Annotated in this window: 16 protein-coding genes and 1 riboswitch; of the genes, 3 read left to right on the forward strand and 13 right to left on the reverse strand. The window is 43.7% G+C overall.

The features are described from left to right. Positions 1–51: 51 nt before the first annotated feature. From ltrA (EUBREC_RS11415) to EUBREC_RS11435, 5 genes are all read right to left on the reverse strand, one after another. Positions 52–1446: a group II intron reverse transcriptase/maturase gene (gene ltrA / locus EUBREC_RS11415; protein WP_012743033.1), complete on the reverse strand. Its 1395-nt coding sequence runs from the start codon at positions 1444–1446 to the stop codon at positions 52–54. Between the two features lie 652 nt (positions 1447–2098). Then, positions 2099–2860 (reverse strand): 4-hydroxy-tetrahydrodipicolinate reductase, encoded by a 762-nt coding sequence (dapB, locus tag EUBREC_RS11420; protein WP_012743356.1) that lies wholly within the window; start codon positions 2858–2860, stop codon positions 2099–2101. A gap of 24 nt (positions 2861–2884) precedes the next feature. Beyond that, complete coding sequence (gene dapA, locus EUBREC_RS11425; protein ID WP_012743357.1) at positions 2885–3775, reverse strand: 4-hydroxy-tetrahydrodipicolinate synthase; 891 nt, start codon at positions 3773–3775, stop codon at positions 2885–2887. A gap of 122 nt (positions 3776–3897) precedes the next feature. Next, positions 3898–4070: riboswitch (Lysine riboswitch) on the reverse strand. Between the two features lie 100 nt (positions 4071–4170). Then, complete coding sequence (locus tag EUBREC_RS11430) at positions 4171–4650, reverse strand: ATP--corrinoid adenosyltransferase (protein ID WP_015517299.1); 480 nt, start codon at positions 4648–4650, stop codon at positions 4171–4173. 183 nt (positions 4651–4833) lie between these two features. After that, entirely contained in the window at positions 4834–5454 is a 621-nt protein-coding gene (locus EUBREC_RS11435; RefSeq protein WP_012743359.1) for a single-stranded DNA-binding protein, read from the reverse strand. Between the two features lie 210 nt (positions 5455–5664). Here EUBREC_RS11435 and typA point away from each other — a divergent pair, with 210 nt between their 5' ends. After that, a complete protein-coding gene (typA, locus tag EUBREC_RS11440) occupies positions 5665–7497 on the forward strand; it encodes a translational GTPase TypA (protein ID WP_012743360.1) in 1833 nt (610 codons plus the stop codon). A 140-nt stretch (positions 7498–7637) separates the two neighbouring features. Here the strand turns inward: typA and ltrA (EUBREC_RS11445) are convergent, their stop codons facing one another. From ltrA (EUBREC_RS11445) to hisA, 5 genes are all read right to left on the reverse strand, one after another. After that, positions 7638–9032, reverse strand: coding sequence for a group II intron reverse transcriptase/maturase (gene ltrA / locus EUBREC_RS11445; RefSeq protein ID WP_012742448.1), 1395 nt, complete (start codon positions 9030–9032; stop codon positions 7638–7640). Positions 9033–9535: 503 nt separating this feature from the next. After that, on the reverse strand, positions 9536–10750 hold the full coding sequence (locus EUBREC_RS11455; protein ID WP_012743361.1) for an LL-diaminopimelate aminotransferase: 1215 nt from the start codon (positions 10748–10750) through the stop codon (positions 9536–9538). 154 nt (positions 10751–10904) lie between these two features. Next, positions 10905–11456 carry an ANTAR domain-containing response regulator gene (locus EUBREC_RS11460; RefSeq protein WP_012743362.1) on the reverse strand — a complete coding sequence of 184 codons (552 nt, stop codon included), beginning with the start codon at positions 11454–11456 and terminating at the stop codon, positions 10905–10907. 15 nt (positions 11457–11471) lie between these two features. Beyond that, on the reverse strand, positions 11472–12803 hold the full coding sequence (glnA, locus tag EUBREC_RS11465; protein ID WP_012743363.1) for a type I glutamate--ammonia ligase: 1332 nt from the start codon (positions 12801–12803) through the stop codon (positions 11472–11474). Between the two features lies 1 nt (position 12804). Beyond that, complete coding sequence (hisA, locus tag EUBREC_RS11470; protein WP_012743364.1) at positions 12805–13590, reverse strand: phosphoribosylformimino-5-aminoimidazole carboxamide ribotide isomerase; 786 nt, start codon at positions 13588–13590, stop codon at positions 12805–12807. A gap of 283 nt (positions 13591–13873) precedes the next feature. On the opposite strand from hisA, the gene guaB reads away from it, so the two are divergent. Continuing rightward, positions 13874–15331, forward strand: a complete 1458-nt coding sequence (guaB, locus tag EUBREC_RS11475; protein WP_012743365.1) for an IMP dehydrogenase — start codon at positions 13874–13876, stop codon at positions 15329–15331. Between the two features lie 35 nt (positions 15332–15366). Beyond that, on the forward strand, positions 15367–16644 hold the full coding sequence (locus EUBREC_RS11480; RefSeq protein ID WP_041254171.1) for an HlyC/CorC family transporter: 1278 nt from the start codon (positions 15367–15369) through the stop codon (positions 16642–16644). 84 nt (positions 16645–16728) lie between these two features. On the opposite strand, the gene EUBREC_RS11485 is transcribed toward EUBREC_RS11480, so the two are convergent. The 3 genes from EUBREC_RS11485 to EUBREC_RS11495 all read right to left on the reverse strand — a co-directional run bounded on the left by EUBREC_RS11485 (position 16729) and on the right by EUBREC_RS11495 (position 19849). Further along, entirely contained in the window at positions 16729–17127 is a 399-nt protein-coding gene (locus EUBREC_RS11485) for a hypothetical protein (RefSeq protein ID WP_012743368.1), read from the reverse strand. A gap of 104 nt (positions 17128–17231) precedes the next feature. Further along, on the reverse strand, positions 17232–18965 hold the full coding sequence (locus EUBREC_RS11490) for an InlB B-repeat-containing protein (RefSeq protein WP_041254173.1): 1734 nt from the start codon (positions 18963–18965) through the stop codon (positions 17232–17234). 2 nt (positions 18966–18967) lie between these two features. After that, entirely contained in the window at positions 18968–19849 is an 882-nt protein-coding gene (locus EUBREC_RS11495; RefSeq protein ID WP_012743370.1) for a hypothetical protein, read from the reverse strand.

Raw genomic sequence — 19849 nt, forward strand, 5'->3', positions numbered from 1 at the left:
TAACCGCCGTCCTCTCACAGCACCGTACGTACCGTTCGGTATACGGCGCTTTCAATAGTTGACGTGCACAGACTGATAGGCTGTGGCTAAATCGTAAAAGCCACTGTTTATCAGTCTTTCTTTATTCAGCGCCCAAATCACAGCTTTGTTATTGCTGATATACCAATACTTTCTGCGACTGTTTGCTATTGTTGACGCATAGTGTTCTGGGATTCCAAGTTTGACTAGATTTTTATATTTCGTTCTAGGTTTCTTCCACTGTTTCCATATACACATGCGTATTCTGTGATAGAGCCATCCGTTGATGTCATCTATGTTGCTCTTCATACTTGCAATTCCGTAGTAGTTAAGCCATCCCCTTGCATATACTTTGATTTTCTCAAGGCTTGGCTTGATTGACTGACATCGCTTACGGGAAGATAACTCCTTCAGTCTGGACTTAAACTTCTTCCATGACTTCGGATGAACTCGGACATATATGCCTTTTCCGTTCCTTCCCAATGCAAAGCCAAGGAATTTAAAATTTCGGATTGCAAACACGCTGACTGTACGGCTCTTTTCTCGGTTGACTGTAAGTTTCAGCCTCTCCTCAAGATATTTTGTACTGCTTTCCAAGAGTCTCTCTGATGCTCGCTTGCTCTTTGCAAGAAGCACGATGTCATCTGCATATCTTATGCATGGAACACCTCTTTTCAGGTATTCCTGGTCGAACTCATTGAGGTAGATGTTTGCCAGCAATGGTGATAGATTTCCACCTTGTGGTGAGCCTTCCTCTGTGTCAATGACCACTCCGTTTTCCATTACACCGCTTTTCAGATAGCGCTTTATCAACTGTACTACACGTTCATCTTTTACATTCTTTCGTAGAAGATTGATGAGAATTTCGTGATTAAGAGTATCGAAGTACTTTGACAAGTCAAGGACTACAGCGAATGTATAGCCTTGTTCTGCATACTCCTTAACCTTAAGTATTGCATCTTTTGCACTTCTGTTCGGACGATAGCCATAGCTACCATCTGCAAACAGCGGTTCATAGATTGGCACTAACTGTTGGGTTATTGCCTGTTGAAGTGTACGGTCTATCACTGTTGGTATGCCAAGCTTTCGCACACCACCATCTGGTTTGGGAATTTCAACTCGTCTTACTGGAGACGGAGTATACTTTCCACGATAAATGCGGTCAGTTATCTCTTGTTGATGTTCCTTTAGATATGGAAGAGCCTCTTCAATGGTCATGCCATCAATTCCCGGCGCTCCCTTGTTTGCCTTAACTCTCTTATACGCTCTGTTAAAGTTGTCTTTATACAGTATCGTTTCCAAAAGTCTCGGCTGTGCACTGTCTCTTTCTTTCCATATCCGATTGAATGACCTGGACGCTTTCACATACCCTTCATGTTCCGCATTATCTCTTTGCGAACAGCCATTGTTTTCAATGTTTTCTGCCATAGACGGTCATTCCTCCTTTCTCGGTCATACTCAAGACTCCTACTGATTCGGTCCTTCACCTCTCGGCTACTATGACCTCTGCTGACTTCTATGCGTTCAGCATTGCTTTATACAATGGTTACCTCTTTCAAGGCATACCGCACAGACCTCCCTAGGTACCACACGTTTCTTCCTCTCCATCCATCTGCCTCATTTATCATGCATTATTCCGTGTAGTTATTGGGCTTTAACATGGGTTGCTGTCTTACCCACATGCATGACCTCATATGAGATTTCTGTTCGTCAGACCAGAGATTTGCCCGTGAGTTGGTATATTCCTCACATCCAGCTTCCTTCAGATTCCATCTCACGATGGACACCCTTGCCTTCGGCTATATCCTTCCCACTACCGGGCGGATTCGGGACTTTAACCCGTTAGAAACGTGCGCCGCTAGGCGCACAACGCAGAAACACCCCTGCATGGACGCAGGGGTGAGGAGAACCGCGCCACGGACGGCGCGTTTCGACGGTTTCGTCAAGCATAGAAACCCATCAAGCATAATTTCGTACAGAATCTTAGCCACGTAGCGTAGCGCCCCGGGAGAGTGCGTGTGCCCCCCTGTTGCCCGGAGCCTACGCCCGACCTATCGCCACAATGATAAACAGCCTAAATCTACTTAGCTGCAATAACATCCGCCATATCGTAGTGACCTGCACCCTTTCCCTTAAGGAACTTGGCAGCCTCAACAGCCCCCTTCGCAAAAACAGCCTTAGAGTAAGCAGTATGCTTAAACTCAATCACCTCATCCTGTCCACAGAAAAGTACCTCGTGCTCACCGACGATGCTTCCTCCTCTGACAGCAGAAATACCAATTTCCTTAGGATCACGCTTCTCTCTGCGCTGGCTGCGGTCGTAAACATAGTGATACTCGTTATCCATAGCCTCGTTGATGGAATCAGCAAGCGCAAGCGCAGTACCTGAAGGTGCATCAAGCTTTAAATTGTGATGCTTCTCAACTATCTCCATGTCAAAACCTGCCGGTGCGAAAACCTGTGCAGCCTTTTTGAGAAGAGCCATAAGAGTGTTTATGCCAAGTGACATGTTTGCAGACTTGAGCACTGCCACCTTCTTGTAGCACTCCTCAACCTTTGCAAGCTGCTCATCACTAAGACCGGTAGTGCATAAAACAACCGGAACCTGCTTGTCCACACAATAGTCCAGCACTCCGTCAACAGCCTTGGCATTGGAAAAATCTATGACCACATCAGCGTCCACATCACATTTGTCAATGCTCGAAAAAACAGGATAGTCATTGTCTATTCCATCATATAAATCAATACCGGCTACAATCTCGATATCCGCATCAGCCTTACAGATTTCTGTGATAGTCTGTCCCATTTTGCCGTTGCAGCCATTCATAATTACCTTTGTCATTTTATCGTATCCTTTCTCGTTGTACTAAGCAAGCTTTAAGCCATAAGCCTTCATGACCTCAGCAAGCTTCCTTGCGTTATCCTCACCCATCTCGCACATAGGGCTTCTAAGAGGTCCGACATTCATACCCATCAGGTTCATAGCCTTCTTTACAGGAATTGGATTTACCTCTGAGAAGAGTGCGTCCACAAGTGGAAGAGCCTCTCTCTGAAGCTCTAAGGCTGTCTGTAAATCGCCCTTGAAGAAGCTGTCGCACATATTGTGTACCTTTGCAGGGGCTACATTGCTCCATACTGAGATTACACCGATTGCTCCGATAGACATAAGAGGCACTACGAGACCATCCTCGCCTGAGTACATATCAAGCTTTCCGTCTGTCAGATACATTGTCTTTGAAGCCTGTGCCAGATTTCCTGTAGCTTCCTTGAGTCCCACGATATTTTCCTTTGTCTTAAAGAGCTCTGCCATAGTCTCCGGAAGCACGTTGCAGCCTGTACGTCCCGGTACGTTGTATACGATAATAGGACACTTTGTGCTGTCTGCAATCTGCGAATAGTGGCTCACAAGACCTGCCTGAGTAGCCTTGTTGTAGTATGGTGTGACAACGAGCAGTCCGTCTGCACCAAACTCCTCAGCCTCCTTTGAAAGCTGCATAGCTGTCTTTGTACAGTTAGAGCCTGTGCCTGCTACTACAGGTACACGATGCTTTGTAAACTCTACGGCAGCCTTTATAACCTTTGCATGCTCCTCCATTGACAGACATGGGCTCTCGCCTGTGGTGCCGGCAATGATAATAGCATCTGTGCCATTATCAATCTGCATATTGATAAGCTCCTCGAGCTTGTCGTAATTAACCTCCTCGTTATCGTACATAGGTGTAACAATTGCTACTCCTGCTCCTTTGAAAATTGCCATGATTTTATCTCCTTCTTGCTTTTCTTTATTCGGTATTTGATTCTCTTAACGTATAAGTATGCCGCTGTCTGCCTCTAAGCGCTAAAAAACCGGCTCCTTAGAGCCGGTCCCAATTCTTCATGAATCACGATAGCTCCCCATCAAATCTGATGACAGTCATAAGGCTGTTCGCCATATGCCCAGAGATATATCCGCAGATGATAAATCCCTTCGGCGCTATTCCTTTCATCTCCCATCAACTGCCCCTGCGGCATCCGGAAAGCTACTCATAAGTCGCGCGACCTCTATCTGTTAATCAAATTATTCGTATACAGCATATAATATAACTGCCTCACACTTGCACTAATAATATCACCACGCCTGTGCATTGTCAACTCACATGACAATATTTCTTATTATTTTTCCGACGCGATATTATAAATCTCATCTGCCATTTCCCTGATTCCATCGTCAAGTACTCTGCCTGTCATAATCACGGTCACATCATCAGGCCTTGAAGCAAGCATATCCGACAGCTCCTCCTTTGAAATCAGATGCAAATCCAAAAGCCCCAGCATCTCATCAAGCACAACAACCATGTCAGCACCTGTTGATATAACCTTCTTTGCATAGTTGAAGCCATTCTTGATATTCATGATTTCTTCCTGCTTACTCTCCTCATCAAGCTGCTCAAAGAGTATTCCGGCTCTTGAAAAATTAAAGAATTTCACCTCCGGCTCAAGCTTTTTCAAAAACTCCGGCTCCTTTTTACCCTTTAGGAACTGAATAACGACAGCCTGTTTACCATCACAGGCAGCACATATTGCACTTCCTATAGCGACATTTGTCTTGCCATGTCCCTCGCCATAATAAATCTGTACTGCACCGTTTTCCATAATAATCATGCCTCCATACACATAGCTTTTCTGCCTGATATATAATCATTACAGTTTACACCTGATGTAAACGTCAACAATTACAAGCATTAACCAATAATATCTAGTAAAATACCACAATCTGACTATTATTGCAAATTTTCGGGAAAATCACAAATCTGTAGTTACTATCCATTTAAAGTACTATGCCTCAATCTTGCTCACGGAAACCTCATACGCCGTGCGCTGCTCCACCTGTGTCTCACTGAGCTTTTTCACATAGTCTCTGCTCTGGATTCTACCCCATATCTGCACATGTGTACCCACCTCAAAGGTCGACGCAAATCTGGCATTTCTTCCCCAACAGATACATGGAATATAGTCTGACTTGCCATATGAACGGTTCACTGCCACAAGCAGGTCTGCAATTTCTCGTCCAAGCGGTGTTTTCCTGTATATAGCCTCCTTGCAGATATAGCCGTCAAGGAAAATCTGATTGGCTGCATCCTCATCATAATCACTGTCCAATACCTCAAGCTCTCTTGCAAAAACAGACAGCACCAGCCTGTTCTTCTTCTCCTCATGCCTGTTGAATGAGCGGAACTGCCCGCCTATATATACGCTTTTGCCTATGTAGTCACCCTCCACATTGATAAGCCTCTCTGACACCATCACCGGAATATAGTCCATGCAATCTGAAAGCCTTCTGACCGAAACCTCCATCATATAGAAGCCTTCACCATACACCTCGTGACTAAACTGAAAATCTGAAACGATTTCTCCGATTATTGATACCTGGTTGTTTTCAAACATTTTATCTGCCATGAATTTTTGTCTCCCTTCCTTTTGTAAAATGTTTTTCCAGCTATTTTTAACATTTCCACAAAGTATATTTTCTCAAATAATGTCGACAAATCCAATAACATTTCACTTAATTTTATAAAAACTTTCAATGAAAACTTGCACATTGGAAAAATTATGATAGAATAAGTTAGTTGCAAACTTAGCTTTATTTATTAAAGAAAGAAGGAAAATATGAAAACAACAAGAGACGATATTCGTAATATAGCAATTATTGCCCACGTTGATCATGGTAAAACAACACTTGTAGATGAGCTTCTTAAGCAAAGCGGTGTGTTCCGTGACAATCAGGAAGTTCAGGATCGAGTAATGGATTCAAACGACATCGAGCGTGAAAGAGGTATCACAATCCTCTCCAAAAACACAGCTATTCAGTATAAGGACATCAAAATCAACATCATCGACACTCCGGGTCATGCTGACTTCGGCGGTGAGGTAGAGCGTGTTCTTAAGATGGTAAACGGAGTTATCCTCGTGGTTGATGCCTTCGAGGGTGTTATGCCACAGACCAAGTTCGTAGTTATGAAGGCTCTTGCACTCAAGCTGCCTATCATTGTATGCGTCAACAAGATTGACCGTCCGGAGGCACGTCCTAATGAGGTCATCGATGAGGTATTAGAGCTCTTCATGGATCTCGATGCTTCTGAGGAGCAGCTTGACTGCCCATTCGTTTTTGCATCAGCCAGAGACGGCTATGCCATGAAGGACTTAAACGACGAGAGAAAGGATATGACTCCTCTCTTCGAGACTATCGTAAACTACATCCCTGCTCCAACAGGTGATCCTGATGCCAACACACAGATTCTTATCAGTACAATCGACTACAACGAGTATGTAGGACGTATCGGAATCGGTAAAGTGGATAACGGTAAAATCAAGGTCAATCAGGAGGCTGTCGTTGTAAACCACCACGACCCTGACAAGCTTGAGAAGGTCCGTATCAGCAAACTTTACGAGTTTGACGGACTCGACAAGGTAGATGTAGCCGAGGCTAACATCGGTTCGATTGTAGCAATCTCAGGTATCGCAGATATCCACATCGGAGATACAATCTGCTCACCGGAAGCACCGGAGGCTATTCCTTTCCAGAAGATTTCAGAGCCTACAATCTCTATGAACTTCATCGTAAACAACAGCCCTCTTGCAGGACAGGAAGGTAAATTTGTCACAAGCCGTCACATCCGTGACAGACTCCTTCGCGAGCTCAACACTGATGTTTCACTGCGTGTCGAGGATACTGACTCACCTGATTCCTTCAAGGTTTCCGGACGTGGAGAGCTTCACCTTTCAGTGCTTATCGAGAACATGCGCCGTGAGGGTTATGAGTTCGCTGTAAGTAAGGCAGAGGTGCTCTACAAGTATGACGAAAACGGCAAGAAGCTTGAGCCAATGGAGCTTGCTTACATCGATGTGCCTGATGAGTTTACAGGAGCTGTCATCTCAAAGCTTCAGCAGCGCAAAGGCGAGCTTAGAAATATGGGTTCTATCGCAGGTGGCTACACCAGACTTGAATTCCATATCCCTGCACGTGGACTTATCGGATACCGTGGTGAGTTCATGACCGATACAAAGGGTAACGGAATCTTAAACACCATGTTTGACGGCTACGAGCCATACAAGGGTGAAATTGCATACCGTGCAACAGGTTCACTCATTGCCTTTGAGTCAGGTGAGGCTGTAACATACGGACTCTTCTCTGCACAGGAGAGAGGAACACTCTTTATCGGACCAGGCGCTAAGGTTTACTCAGGAATGGTTATCGGACAGTGTGCAAAGGCCGAGGACATCGAGCTCAATGTATGTAAGAAGAAGCATCTTACAAATACACGTTCTTCATCAGCAGATGAGGCACTCACACTTGTACCACCTAAAGTATTAAGCCTTGAGCAGGCTATCGACTTTATTGATACAGATGAGCTTCTTGAGGTAACACCTGAGAGCCTTCGAATCAGAAAGAAGATTCTTGACCCTACTCTTCGTAAGAGAGCCGGTTTCAAGAAGAATTAAATCATGCTTTTCGCATAAAGTTTTTGTTGCTGAAAAAGTATACAGTAAATACACTTTATGTAAATTTTAATCGAGTAGGAGGCGGTGACTAACCGCCGTCCTCTCACACCACCGTGCGTACCGTTCGGTACACGGCGGTTTCAATAGTTGACGTGCACAGACTGATAGGCTGTGGCTAAATCATAAAAGCCACTGTTTATCAGTCTTTCTTTTGTCATTGCCATGTTTACTGCAACTGTATGCGTTGCGAACCAATGTCCCCGTCGGGTATTACCCGCTTGCATTGCCAAGTCTTTGGGTACTCCCATCTTGATAAGGTTACGTACCTTCGTCCTTGGTTTCTTCCACTGTTTCCATATACACATACGTATTCTGTGATAGAGCCATCCGTTGATTTCATCTATGTTGTTCTTCATGCTTGCAATTCCGTAGTAGTTAAGCCATCCCCTCGCATACACCTTGATTTTCTCAAGGTTTGGCTTGATTGACTGACATCGCTTACGGGAAGATAACTCCTTCAGTCTGGACTTGAACTTCTTCCATGACTTCGGATGAACTCGGACATAAATGCCCTCTCCGTTCCTTCCCAATGCAAAGCCAAGGAATTTAAAATTTCGGATTGCAAACACGCTGACAGTACGGCTCTTTTCCCGGTTGACTGTAAGTTTCAGCCTCTCCTCAAGATATTTTGTACTGCTTTCCAAGAGTCTCTCTGATGCCCGCTTGCTCTTTGCAAGAAGCACGATGTCATCTGCATATCTTATGCATGGAACACCTCTTTTCAGGTATTCCTGGTCGAACTCATTGAGGTAGATGTTTGCCAGCAATGGTGATAGATTTCCACCTTGTGGTGAGCCTTCCTCTGTGTCAATGACCACTCCGTTTTCCATTACACCGCTTTTCAGATAGCGCTTTATCAACTGTACTACACGTTCATCTTTTACATTCTTCCGGAGAAGATTGATGAGAATTTCGTGATTAAGAGTATCGAAGTACTTTGACAAGTCAAGGACTACAGCGAATGTATAGCCTTGTTCTGCATACTCCTTAACCTTAAGTATTGCATCTTTTGCACTTCTGTTCGGACGATAGCCATAGCTACCATCTGCAAACAGCGGTTCATAGATCGGCACTAACTGTTGGGTTATTGCCTGTTGAAGTGTACGATCTATCACTGTTGGTATGCCAAGCTTTCGCACACCACCATCTGGTTTGGGAATTTCAACTCGTCTTACTGGAGACGGAGTATACTTTCCACGATAAATGCGGTCAGTTATCTCTTGTTGATGTTCCTTTAGATATGGAAGAGCCTCTTCAATGGTCATGCCATCAATTCCCGGCGCTCCCTTGTTTGCCTTAACTCTCTTATACGCTCTGTTAAAGTTGTCTTTATACAGTATCGTTTCCAAAAGTCTCGGCTGTGCACTGTCTCTTTCTTTCCATATCCGATTGAATGACCTGGACGCTTTCACATACCCTTCATGTTCCGCATTATCTCTTTGCGAACAGCCATTGTTTTCAATGTTTTCTGCCATAGATGGTCATTCCTCCTTTCTCGGTCATACTCAAGACTCCTACTGATTCGGTCCTTCACCTCTCGGCTACTATGACCTCTGCTGACTTCTGTGCGTTCAGCATTGCTTTATGCAATGGTTACCTCTTTCAAGGCATACCGCACAGACCTCCCTAGGTACCACACGTTTCTTCCTCTCCATCCATCTGCCTCATTTATCATGCATGATTCCGTGTAGTTATCGGGCTTCAACATGGCTTGCTGCCTTACCCACATGCATGACCTCATATGAGATTTCTGTTCGTCAGACCAGAGATTTGCCCGTGAGTTAGTATATTCCTCACATCCAGCTTCCTTCAGATTCCATCTCACGATGGACACCCTTGCTTTCGGCTATATCCTTCCCACTACCGGGCGGATTCGGGACTTTAACCCGTTAGAAACGTGCGCCGCTAGGCGCACAAGACAAAAAATACCGTCAGGGAACATCTCCCTGACGGTATTTTTATTTGACCTGATTTATTTTTACAGTGCCTTGATTCTCTCAAGTGCCTTTACTGTGTTCTCATAGTTTCCGAAAGCAGTCAATCTGAAGTAGCCCTCTCCGCTTGGTCCAAAGCCTGAGCCAGGTGTACCTACCACGTTGGCATTCTCAAGCAGGTAATCGAAGAACTCCCATGATGTCATCTGATCCGGTGTCTTGAGCCAGATGTATGGTGCATTTACTCCGCCGTATACTGTAAAGCCTGCCTCTGCAAGACCAGTCTTTATTGTCTTTGCATTGTTCATGTAGTATGCTACCTGATCCTTAAGCTGTGCTTTTCCGGCATCTGAGTAAACTGCCTCGCCTGCTCTCTGCACGATGTATGGTGCACCGTTGAACTTGGTTCCGTGACGGCGTGCCCACATAGCATGAAGTGATACATCACCACACTTAAGCTCCTTAGGTACTACTGTGAAGCCAAGACGCACGCCTGTAAAGCCGGCGTTCTTTGAGAAGCTTCTAAGCTCGATGGCACATGTCTTTGCACCGTTACACTCATAGATTGAATGTGGCACATCTGCTTCGCTGATATATGCCTCGTAGGCTGCATCGAAGATGATGACTGAACCATTCTTGTTTGCATAATCAACCCATACCTGTAACTGCTCCTTTTTGAGAGTTGTTCCTGTTGGGTTGTTTGGCAGACACAGATAAATCATATCCGGTACTTCCTTTGGAAGCTCCGGAACAAAGCCGTTATCTGCTGTTGACGGCATATAGATTACATTGCTCCAGGTCTCTGTCTGAGCATCATATGTGCCTGTTCTTCCTGCCATGACATTGGAATCAACATATACAGGGTAAACAGGATCTGTAACAGCGATGCGGCTGTTTGCTGAGAAAAGCTCCTGGATGTTGGCTGAATCACTCTTTGCTCCGTCTGAAACAAAAATCTCATCTGCTGAGATATCACATCCTCTTGCCTTGTAGTCGTTGTCTGAAATTGCTTTTCTGAGGAACTCATATCCGAGGTCAGGTGCGTATCCGTGGAATGTAGCTGCATTTCCCATCTCATCAACTGCCTTGTGCAGTGCATCGATGATAGCAGGTGCAAGCGGCTGTGTTACATCGCCGATTCCAAGCCTTATTATCTCTTTATCCGGATTTGCCTCCTGATAAGCTGCAACCTTTTTAGCTATTGTGCTGAAAAGGTAGCTTCCAGGTAATTTCTGAAAGTTATCATTAATCTGAAACATGTTTATCTCTCCTTTGTTACTTTACAATAAGTCTAATTTATCACTTTACCATGCAAGTGTAAATATATTTTTTTATCATTATTTTTTATAGTAACTGTTCAAGCCTTTGCAGCTACTATCATACGTTCTTCTGTCCGGCTTCATAAAACGCACACTACACCTCAGTCATAAGGCTTAGTATCATCTGTGCTGTTTCCACAAGACCGGTGCCGTTATCCATGCTTCGCTTCTGGATATACCGGTGTGCTTCCTCCTCTGAGAATCCATTTCGTTCCATCAGTACAGCCTTTGCACTGCTTAGCATCTCCTGATCCTCCTTTGAACGTACCTTAGGCCTTTGCCTGAGCTTTTTCCTGCGGCGCGTTATCGTGTAATCCATCATCTCAACAGTCTGCAAAAGCTCATGCACTTTCAGTGGCATGGATAATGACATCAGATTATCCACATTTTTTTCCATGATACCCGCTGCCGACGCTATGAGAAGCATCTGAAACTCCTTAGGCATATACTCGTATATCTCACTGTACATCATGTCTGAAAATCTGTATCCGCATATGATGATTCCCATATTCAGTCCGTTCATGCTCGAAAGTGCTGAAGCTCCTGTATTTGCAACCGCCGTGACTGTATAACCGCTCTGCGCTAATATTTTTTTGATTGAATTGGCTACTTCCTTTTTAGGAAATGCTATAACAATATTATTCACGGTTTGTTACATCCTTTAAAATTTGTACAGATATTCATCTATTTCCCATTGGGTAACCGCAGCTCTGTAATCGTTCCACTCTGCCTCTTTTGCCTCTATATATTTGTCGTAGATATGTTCACCCAGTATCTCGCGGATAAAATCATCTGACTTAAGGCACTCAACCGCCTCATGTAAATCAGCAGGAAGTGATTCAATTCCGAGTCTCTTTTTATCCTGTTCTGTGAGCTCAAATACATTCTCACGAAGCTCTGTATCCGGCTGTATCTTGTTCTTTATGCCGTCAATTCCTGCTGCCAGGCACAGTGCCAGAACCAGATACGGATTTGCTGAAGGATCAGGGTTTCTAAGCTCCACTCTCCTTCCCTCACCTCTTGCTGCAGGGATTCTGATAAGCGGACTTCTGTTTGTAGCTGACCAGGTGATATAAATCGGTGCCTCATATCCCGGCACAAAGCGCTTATATGAATTGACGATTGGATTAGTGATGACCGTCATGCCCTTCATATGCTTCATGATACCGCCTATGAAGTAGTATGCCTCCTCGCTGAGTCCGAGCTCATCCTCCTCATTGTCAAATATATTGACACCATCCTTTGAAAGTGACATGTTGATATGCATTCCCGAGCCGCTCACACCATGCTTTGGCTTTGGCATGAAGCTGGCAAAAAGTCCGTGCCGCTTTGCGATTGTCTTTATAGCAAGCTTAAAGGTCATGATATTGTCGGCGGTATGAAGTGCCTCCTCATACTTGAAATCAATCTCATGCTGTGCAGGTGCCACCTCATGATGTGATGCCTCTATCTCAAAATCCATATCCTCAAGAGTTAAAACCATGTCTCTTCTTGCGTTTTCTCCCAAATCATTTGGTCCCAGGTCAAAGTACCCTGCTCTCTCATGCGAGATGGTGGTAGGCTGTCCGTTCTCGTCCAGGTGGAAAAGGAAAAACTCACACTCCGGACCTACATTAAATATATAGCCCATCTGCTTTGCCTTTTCAATCTGCTTCTTTAATATATAGCGCGGGTCTCCCTCAAACGGTGTACCATCTGCCATATAGACATCACAGATGATTCGTGCGACCTTGCCCTGCTGTGGTCTCCATGGAAAAATCATAAAAGTGTCAAGATCCGGGTGCAGATACATATCTGACTCCTCTATCCTCACAAAGCCCTCTATTGACGAGCCGTCGAACATACACTTGTTGTCGAGTGCCTTCTCAAGCTGGCTGGCTGTAATTGCCACATTTTTTAATGTTCCAAAGATGTCCGTAAACTGTAAACGGATAAACTCAATATCCTCCTCATCCACTATGCGGATAATATCATTCTTACTGTATTTTGCCATTTTAAATCTCCTTATTATTGCAAAAAGCTATAACCTTATCGTACTCCATCTCACCGCCAAACAAATCAAGAGCACTGCCTATTGTCACATTCAGATGGTTCTGCCCAAGCTGCCTGATGCATTTTAAATCGTCAAAGGATGACACACCGCCTGCATATGTGACCGGTATCCTTCCCCAGCTGCCAAGCATGGCGACAAGCTCCTTTTCAATGCCGTTCACCCTGCCCTCAACATCCACTGCATGTACCAGAAACTCGCAGCAATATGAGGATAGCTTATCCAAAAGCTCTGTGGTCACTGCCTCATCCGTGAAGTTTTGCCAGCGGTCAGTCACTATATAATACTGTCCATCCTTTTTGCGACATGACAGATCAAGCACCAGCCTGTCACTGCCCACAGTATCTTTAAGCCTGTTTAGATTTGCATAGTTTATCCTGCCGTCTTTAAATACGTAGGATGTCACAATAACTGCTGCTGCACCGGCATCTATAAACTCCATCGCATTGTCTGCGGTGATGCCGCCACCTACCTGCAAGCCCTGCGGATACGCTTCAAGCGCCATAACAGCCTGCTCCTTTGTATCCTCATAATACTCGCTGTCCACAGAATTGAGCAGAATGATATGACCGCCCTTTATGCCCGATTTCCTATACATATCTGCATAAAACCGGCTGTCCTGCTCTGAGACGAAGTTCTCACTGGCAAAATCGCCCCTATCTTTTAATGAACCACCGACAATCTGCTTTACTTTTCCATTGTGAATGTCGATGCATGGTCGAAATTCCATATTTTTCTCCCTGGTTTAGTTTATTGTGGCACAAAAATCGTTACTGTCCACGCCTTAGTGTGACATGCAAACATTGCCTTAAAGCCACTTAATATAAAATATAACATAATTTTTACTTTATTTGCAAAAGACTTACATTAGTTTTACTAATAAATAATATAATAATTTCATATCGGGCTTATAACTGCTTGACACCCACTCTTTAATTTGCTATCATCATACAAATTACATTAGTATATAAAGTATACCAGTATAATAACATAAGAAAGAGAGGAATTTAAAAATGGGTACTATTATCGGCGAAGGAATTACATTTGATGACGTTCTCTTAGTTCCACAATATTCTGAGGTAACACCAAATATGATTGAGCTTCAGACACATCTTACTAAGAAGATTGTCCTTAACATTCCTATGATGAGTGCTGCAATGGATACAGTCACAGAATCAAAAATGGCTATCGCAATGGCCAGACAGGGTGGTATCGGAATCATCCACAAAAATATGTCTATTGAGGCACAGGCAGACGAAGTCGATAAGGTAAAGCGTTCAGAAAACGGCGTTATTACCGATCCGTTCTATCTTTCTCCAGACCATACATTACAGGATGCAGACAACCTGATGGCCAAGTTCAAGATATCAGGTGTGCCAATCACAAAGGACGGCAAGCTTGTCGGCATCATCACAAACCGTGATCTGAAGTTTGAGACAGACTTCACAAAGAAGATTTCAGAGTCTATGACTTCTGAGAATCTCATTACAGCTCCTGAGGGCATCACTCTCGATGAAGCAAAGAAGATTCTTGCAAAGGCAAGAAAGGAAAAGCTCCCTATCGTAGACAAGGACTACAACCTCAAGGGACTTATCACTATAAAGGATATCGAGAAGCAGATTAAGTATCCTCTTTCAGCAAAGGATGATCAGGGCCGTCTCCTCTGCGGTGCCGGAGTAGGTATCACAGGCAACATGATGGAGCGTGTTGATGCTCTTGTTAAGTCTCATGTTGATGTCATCGTTGTTGACTCAGCTCACGGACATTCAAAGAATATACTTGAGGCTGTTAAGAAGATCAAGGCTGCTTATCCGGATCTTCAGATAATCGCCGGAAATATCGCAACAGGTGCTGCTGCCAAGGCTCTTATCGAGGCCGGTGCAGATGCAGTAAAGGTTGGTATCGGACCTGGTTCTATCTGTACCACACGTGTCGTTGCCGGTATCGGTGTACCACAGATTACAGCTATCATGGACTGTTACAAGGTTGCTAAGGAGTATGGAGTTCCTGTTATCGCAGATGGTGGTATCAAGTACTCAGGTGATATGACAAAGGCTCTCGCAGCCGGTGCCAACGTATGTATGATGGGCTCAATGTTCGCAGGCTGTGATGAAGCTCCGGGAACCTTCGAGCTTTATCAGGGAAGAAAATACAAGGTATATCGTGGCATGGGTTCTATCGCTGCTATGGAAAACGGAAGCAAGGACCGTTACTTCCAGGAGGGCGCTAAGAAGCTTGTTCCTGAAGGAGTTGAGGGTCGTGTAGCTTACAAGGGAACTCTTGAGGATACAGTATTCCAGCTTGTTGGTGGTATCCGCTCAGGAATGGGCTACTGCGGTTGCAAGACAATCGAAGATCTTAAGGAGAACGGACAGTTTGTCAAGATTACTGCTGCTTCTCTCAAGGAGAGCCACCCTCATGATATCCATATCACAAAAGAGGCTCCTAACTACAGCACAGACGATAAATAAACACATTTATTAATTCATATAACGAGGTAAAATATTTGGACGCTGACGACATATCGCAGATTATATTCTTATTAATACTATTAGCACTCTCCGCATTTTTTTCATCTTCGGAGACCGCTCTTACTACCGTAAACAAAATACGTATGAGAACCCTGGCTGAGGCTGGCAACACAAAAGCCAAAAAGGTGCTCAAGGTGACTGAGAACTCTCCAAAGATGCTCTCAGCCATCCTTATCGGCAACAACATCGTAAATCTTTCAGCATCATCGCTCACCACCTCGCTTGCCATCAAGCTGTTTGGCAGCGTCGGAGCAGGTGTCGCAACCGGAATACTTACATTCCTCATACTGATCTTCGGAGAGGTCTCTCCGAAGACACTTGCGACCATAAAGGCTGACAAGATTTCACTCTCAATCGCAGGCTTTATATCAGTGCTCATGGTAGTGCTGACACCTGTAATATTTATCATCAACAAGCTTTCACTCGGGGTCATTTTCCTCTTTGGAATAAGACAGAGCGATGCCAAACGCGTCATGACCGAGGAGGAGCTTCGTACAATCGTTGATGTAGGACAGGAGGACGGTGTCATCGAGGATGAAGAGCGTGATATGATTCACAATGTATTCGATTTTGGAGATGCCGAGGCCAAGGAGGTCATGGTTCCGCGTATTGATATGACGTTTGTCCATGTTGATTCTACTTATGATGATTTGATTTCCATATTCAGAGAGGATAAATTCACCAGACTCCCTGTGTATGACGAAAGCACTGACAACGTAATCGGTATCGTAAATGTGAAGGATCTGCTACTCCTTAAGGATGAGGATAAAGAGCATTTTTCCATCAAAAATATCATGCGTGAGCCTTACTTTACATATGAGCACAAGAATACAGCGAATCTTTTTCTCGAGATGCGCGAATCATCTATATCGCTTGCCATTGTCTTAGATGAATACGGTGTCACAGCCGGACTCATCACACTTGAGGATCTCTTAGAGGAGATAGTCGGTGAGATTCGTGATGAATACGACTCTGACGAGCAGGATGATATCACAAGAATAAATGACTACGAATACATAGTTCTTGGCTCTGCAAATCTCGAGGATGTAAGCGATGAGCTTGGTCTGCACCTCGAATCAGACGACTATGACACAATCGGCGGCTACTGCCTTGAAAAGCTTGACCACCTGCCTGAAAAAAATGAAATAATCATCACTGATGACAATATCCTTCTCCGCATAGAGGCTGTTGATAAAAACCGAATCGAAAAGGTCTATATCAAATTGCCAAAGCCTGCCGAAGAAGAGAATTAAATTCAGGATCGTTTAACCAGCGGGAGTTCTCCATGAGACCTCCTGCTTTATTTTTGCTGTAATACAAATACCATTCTTCATACGCTAGTTATCCTCCATTGGCTGATCTGCTACAATAGTCTTTTTGCAGCTTATTTTCTTTGTCACACCTGTAGGAAGCTTGAATTCTTCCTCTATTCCTGCTGAAATAATGCCCTTTTCCATATCACATACATAGACTGTGGCACTTGCAGTACCGCCTGCTGTAAGCCTCTCATTAATGTCCTCTATGACAGCTTTTTCCACATCATAGCTGCTGACGGGCTTTTTATCCACGATATACATATTTGGCTCGTAATATCTGTTCATAGCACCCGAAAGTGCTAATGACAGACTCTTTTCCATCTGGTTCTCCCTGACTGTCATATTGTATACACTAAGCCCAAGCATCGCTGTATACACTACAATAAGACAGCCTATTATTCCAAGTACTACATTTTTCATTCTATACGCCTGCTACCTTTCTATTAATTGGAACACTTATCCTCACATGATCCCTTGTGCCATCATAGAGGCTGTTGATAAAAACCGAATCGGAAAGGTCTATATCAAATTGCCAAGGCCTCCCGAAGAAGAGAATTAAATTCAGGATCGTTTAACCAGCGGGAGTTCTCCATGAGGCCTCCTGCTTTATTTTTGCCATAATACTTTTCGCTTATGAATCTAATCTTTCCAAAGGCTTTGGTTCTCTCCTTGACCTGAGTATCTGTAAATGTGATGGATATAGTCTTTTGCGTGATATTTCCATAGCTGTCCTTTGCCTCAAGCACTATCTCTATGATATCCTTGTCACGTGCACTTTCTATTTTACGGTCATCAAAATTTTTCACTTTCAGATAATTTATCTCGTTATCGCCAAACGCAATATCACCATCCTCCACATCCGTTGCAGATATAAGGCTTCCTATCAGCTGCTCTGTTATACCGCCATTCCTTGCCTGCTTTATCGAAAAGAACATATCATCCGCCTCTATGGTAGGCTCATGCTCCCAAAGTGCATACATACGTATTACCGCCTTATCTGTATACTCTATCCCCAGTATCCTGCATAAATCAGCTACCTGTATACTCTCTCCCGGCGTATATTTTATATCAGGATACTCTTCTCCTAAAATCCAGCCTATACACATATGCTGGCTTGGCAATGTCACCGTATCACTATACTTCACAGTGGCAGATACACCGGTGTCATATTCTATGGTATACTCATTTTCCTGCCATACTGCGTATATATTTTTCGACGGTCTGTTTGACTCAATCCAGCTGTTTGCCACACCACACAATAACGGATATACGGCAGTCGTATCATACAAATTATTTCCCCAGCCACTCATATGATACCCGGCCATCTGCCAGCCCACAGCCGGAAAAGCCTGATTGATGCCTCCATATGTGTAGCTCTTTGAGGTCTTTTCTGAATCAGACGCACTCGTATTCCGCCAGAATGTCACAGCTATAGTACCTGCCTTTGCGTATGCCGTATAAGTACCACCCGAATTCACATAAAAACCATATGATGATGAGCTCATTGACGAATCATTGTTCCAATTCGTGAAATCATATCCGGCAGAACTGCTTGCACTTATTGTCACATATGTACCATAGCAGTATGTACCTCCCCCTGATACACAACTTATGCCTGTAGACTTCCTGACATCAATTGTATGAAACAGTCCTCTCACCGTCTTGCCATAATACGAATACAGTGCTGATAGTGCGCTGTCCGTCCAGTTTGCCGCTTTGGATATACCTGCATATGTAGTATAAACCTTTCCCCAGGAAGGACCATTATCATTCATGCCACCCTTGTTCTTGCCATTTACTCGAAGCACCATGCAGGCATCGAGGATGATAGTGCATGAGCCGGAGCTAAGGGCATTGAGAGATTCTTGATTCATTCTGTTTCTAACATATCTCAAAGGAATTTTGTACATCATATATTCCTTCCCACTTGACTTTGCTTGACATTTAAGTGTCATATAGCTTCCACCCATTTGATAATAAATGGTCTGAATAACATTCCCACTACTATTTTTTACACTCATTTTGTAGCCTATTGTCCTATATTTTGTTCCTGAAGTAGATGTATTTCCTGCTGAACAAAAATAAATATCGCCCTCATATATGTTTGTAGGCTTAAAAACTGCACTGTTTCCGTAACTATTATAAAACTTAACCGGCTCACTCCATTCATCTGCAATAATATTACTTTTCTCAAAATTTAACCCTATACATATAATTAGCAATACTCCTACTATTAACTTCTTTAAAAATTCTTTCATAACTAAAAAATACCAACTCCCCACATATAGCATATCAGATATCCGTATTCATCATATTCTCCTTTAGTATACAGGCCTGTAAAATTATAAAATCCATATGACTCAGCTAGAGCCTCATTATAATTAGGTATCTCATTTTTTGACGGATAAATACATCTGTCATCACCAGAAATTCCTACTGAATTCAATGATAATCCCCACTCTTCTTTCATCTTATGTGCAATCTGTTCCGCTAAATATGAATCAGATATACTTCCATCTGTCCACTGTTTTACCAACGAATCAATATACGCCTTCTGCTCCCCTGTCATGCCATTTCCAGCCTTACTGCCATAAAATATCCATCCCGGTGCAACATACTCATTTTTTGGTGCTTCCGGCTGCGCAGGCTCACTTTGAGCCGGCTCAGGTGCGACTGTCTGATTTGATGCTGCCGGTTTTGAATCGTTACCTGCAGGTTGTTGTGTGTTATTGCTGTCTGTCGATGTCTTTTTGCCGCCTGTCGATGTCTTTTTATCTGCTGCTGTTTTGTCTTCTGATAATTTGTCAGAAGATTTATCTGACGCTGTATTTGCATTATCTGAATTACCGGCTGCCGGTACGGAATTATCATTTGTATCTGATTGCGTACCGTTATTTTGCTTATTATCTTTATCAACTACATTTGTTTCCTTCAATGCATCCTTTTTCACAAGCTCAAGTGTCTCGCTTTCAGCTACAATGTCCTGCGTATTTTCTGTCACACTGACAGACCGGGAATCCTTTTTCTTCCCCTTTTCTCCTGATTTTGAGCTTACTGCCACTGCTATACATATGATAAGAATTATTGCTATTATCACTGCCGGTATAATAAATAAAAGTCTGTGTTGTTTTTCATTTTTCAT

This window comes from Agathobacter rectalis ATCC 33656 (assembly GCF_000020605.1).
Lineage (GTDB): Bacteria > Bacillota > Clostridia > Lachnospirales > Lachnospiraceae > Roseburia > Roseburia rectalis.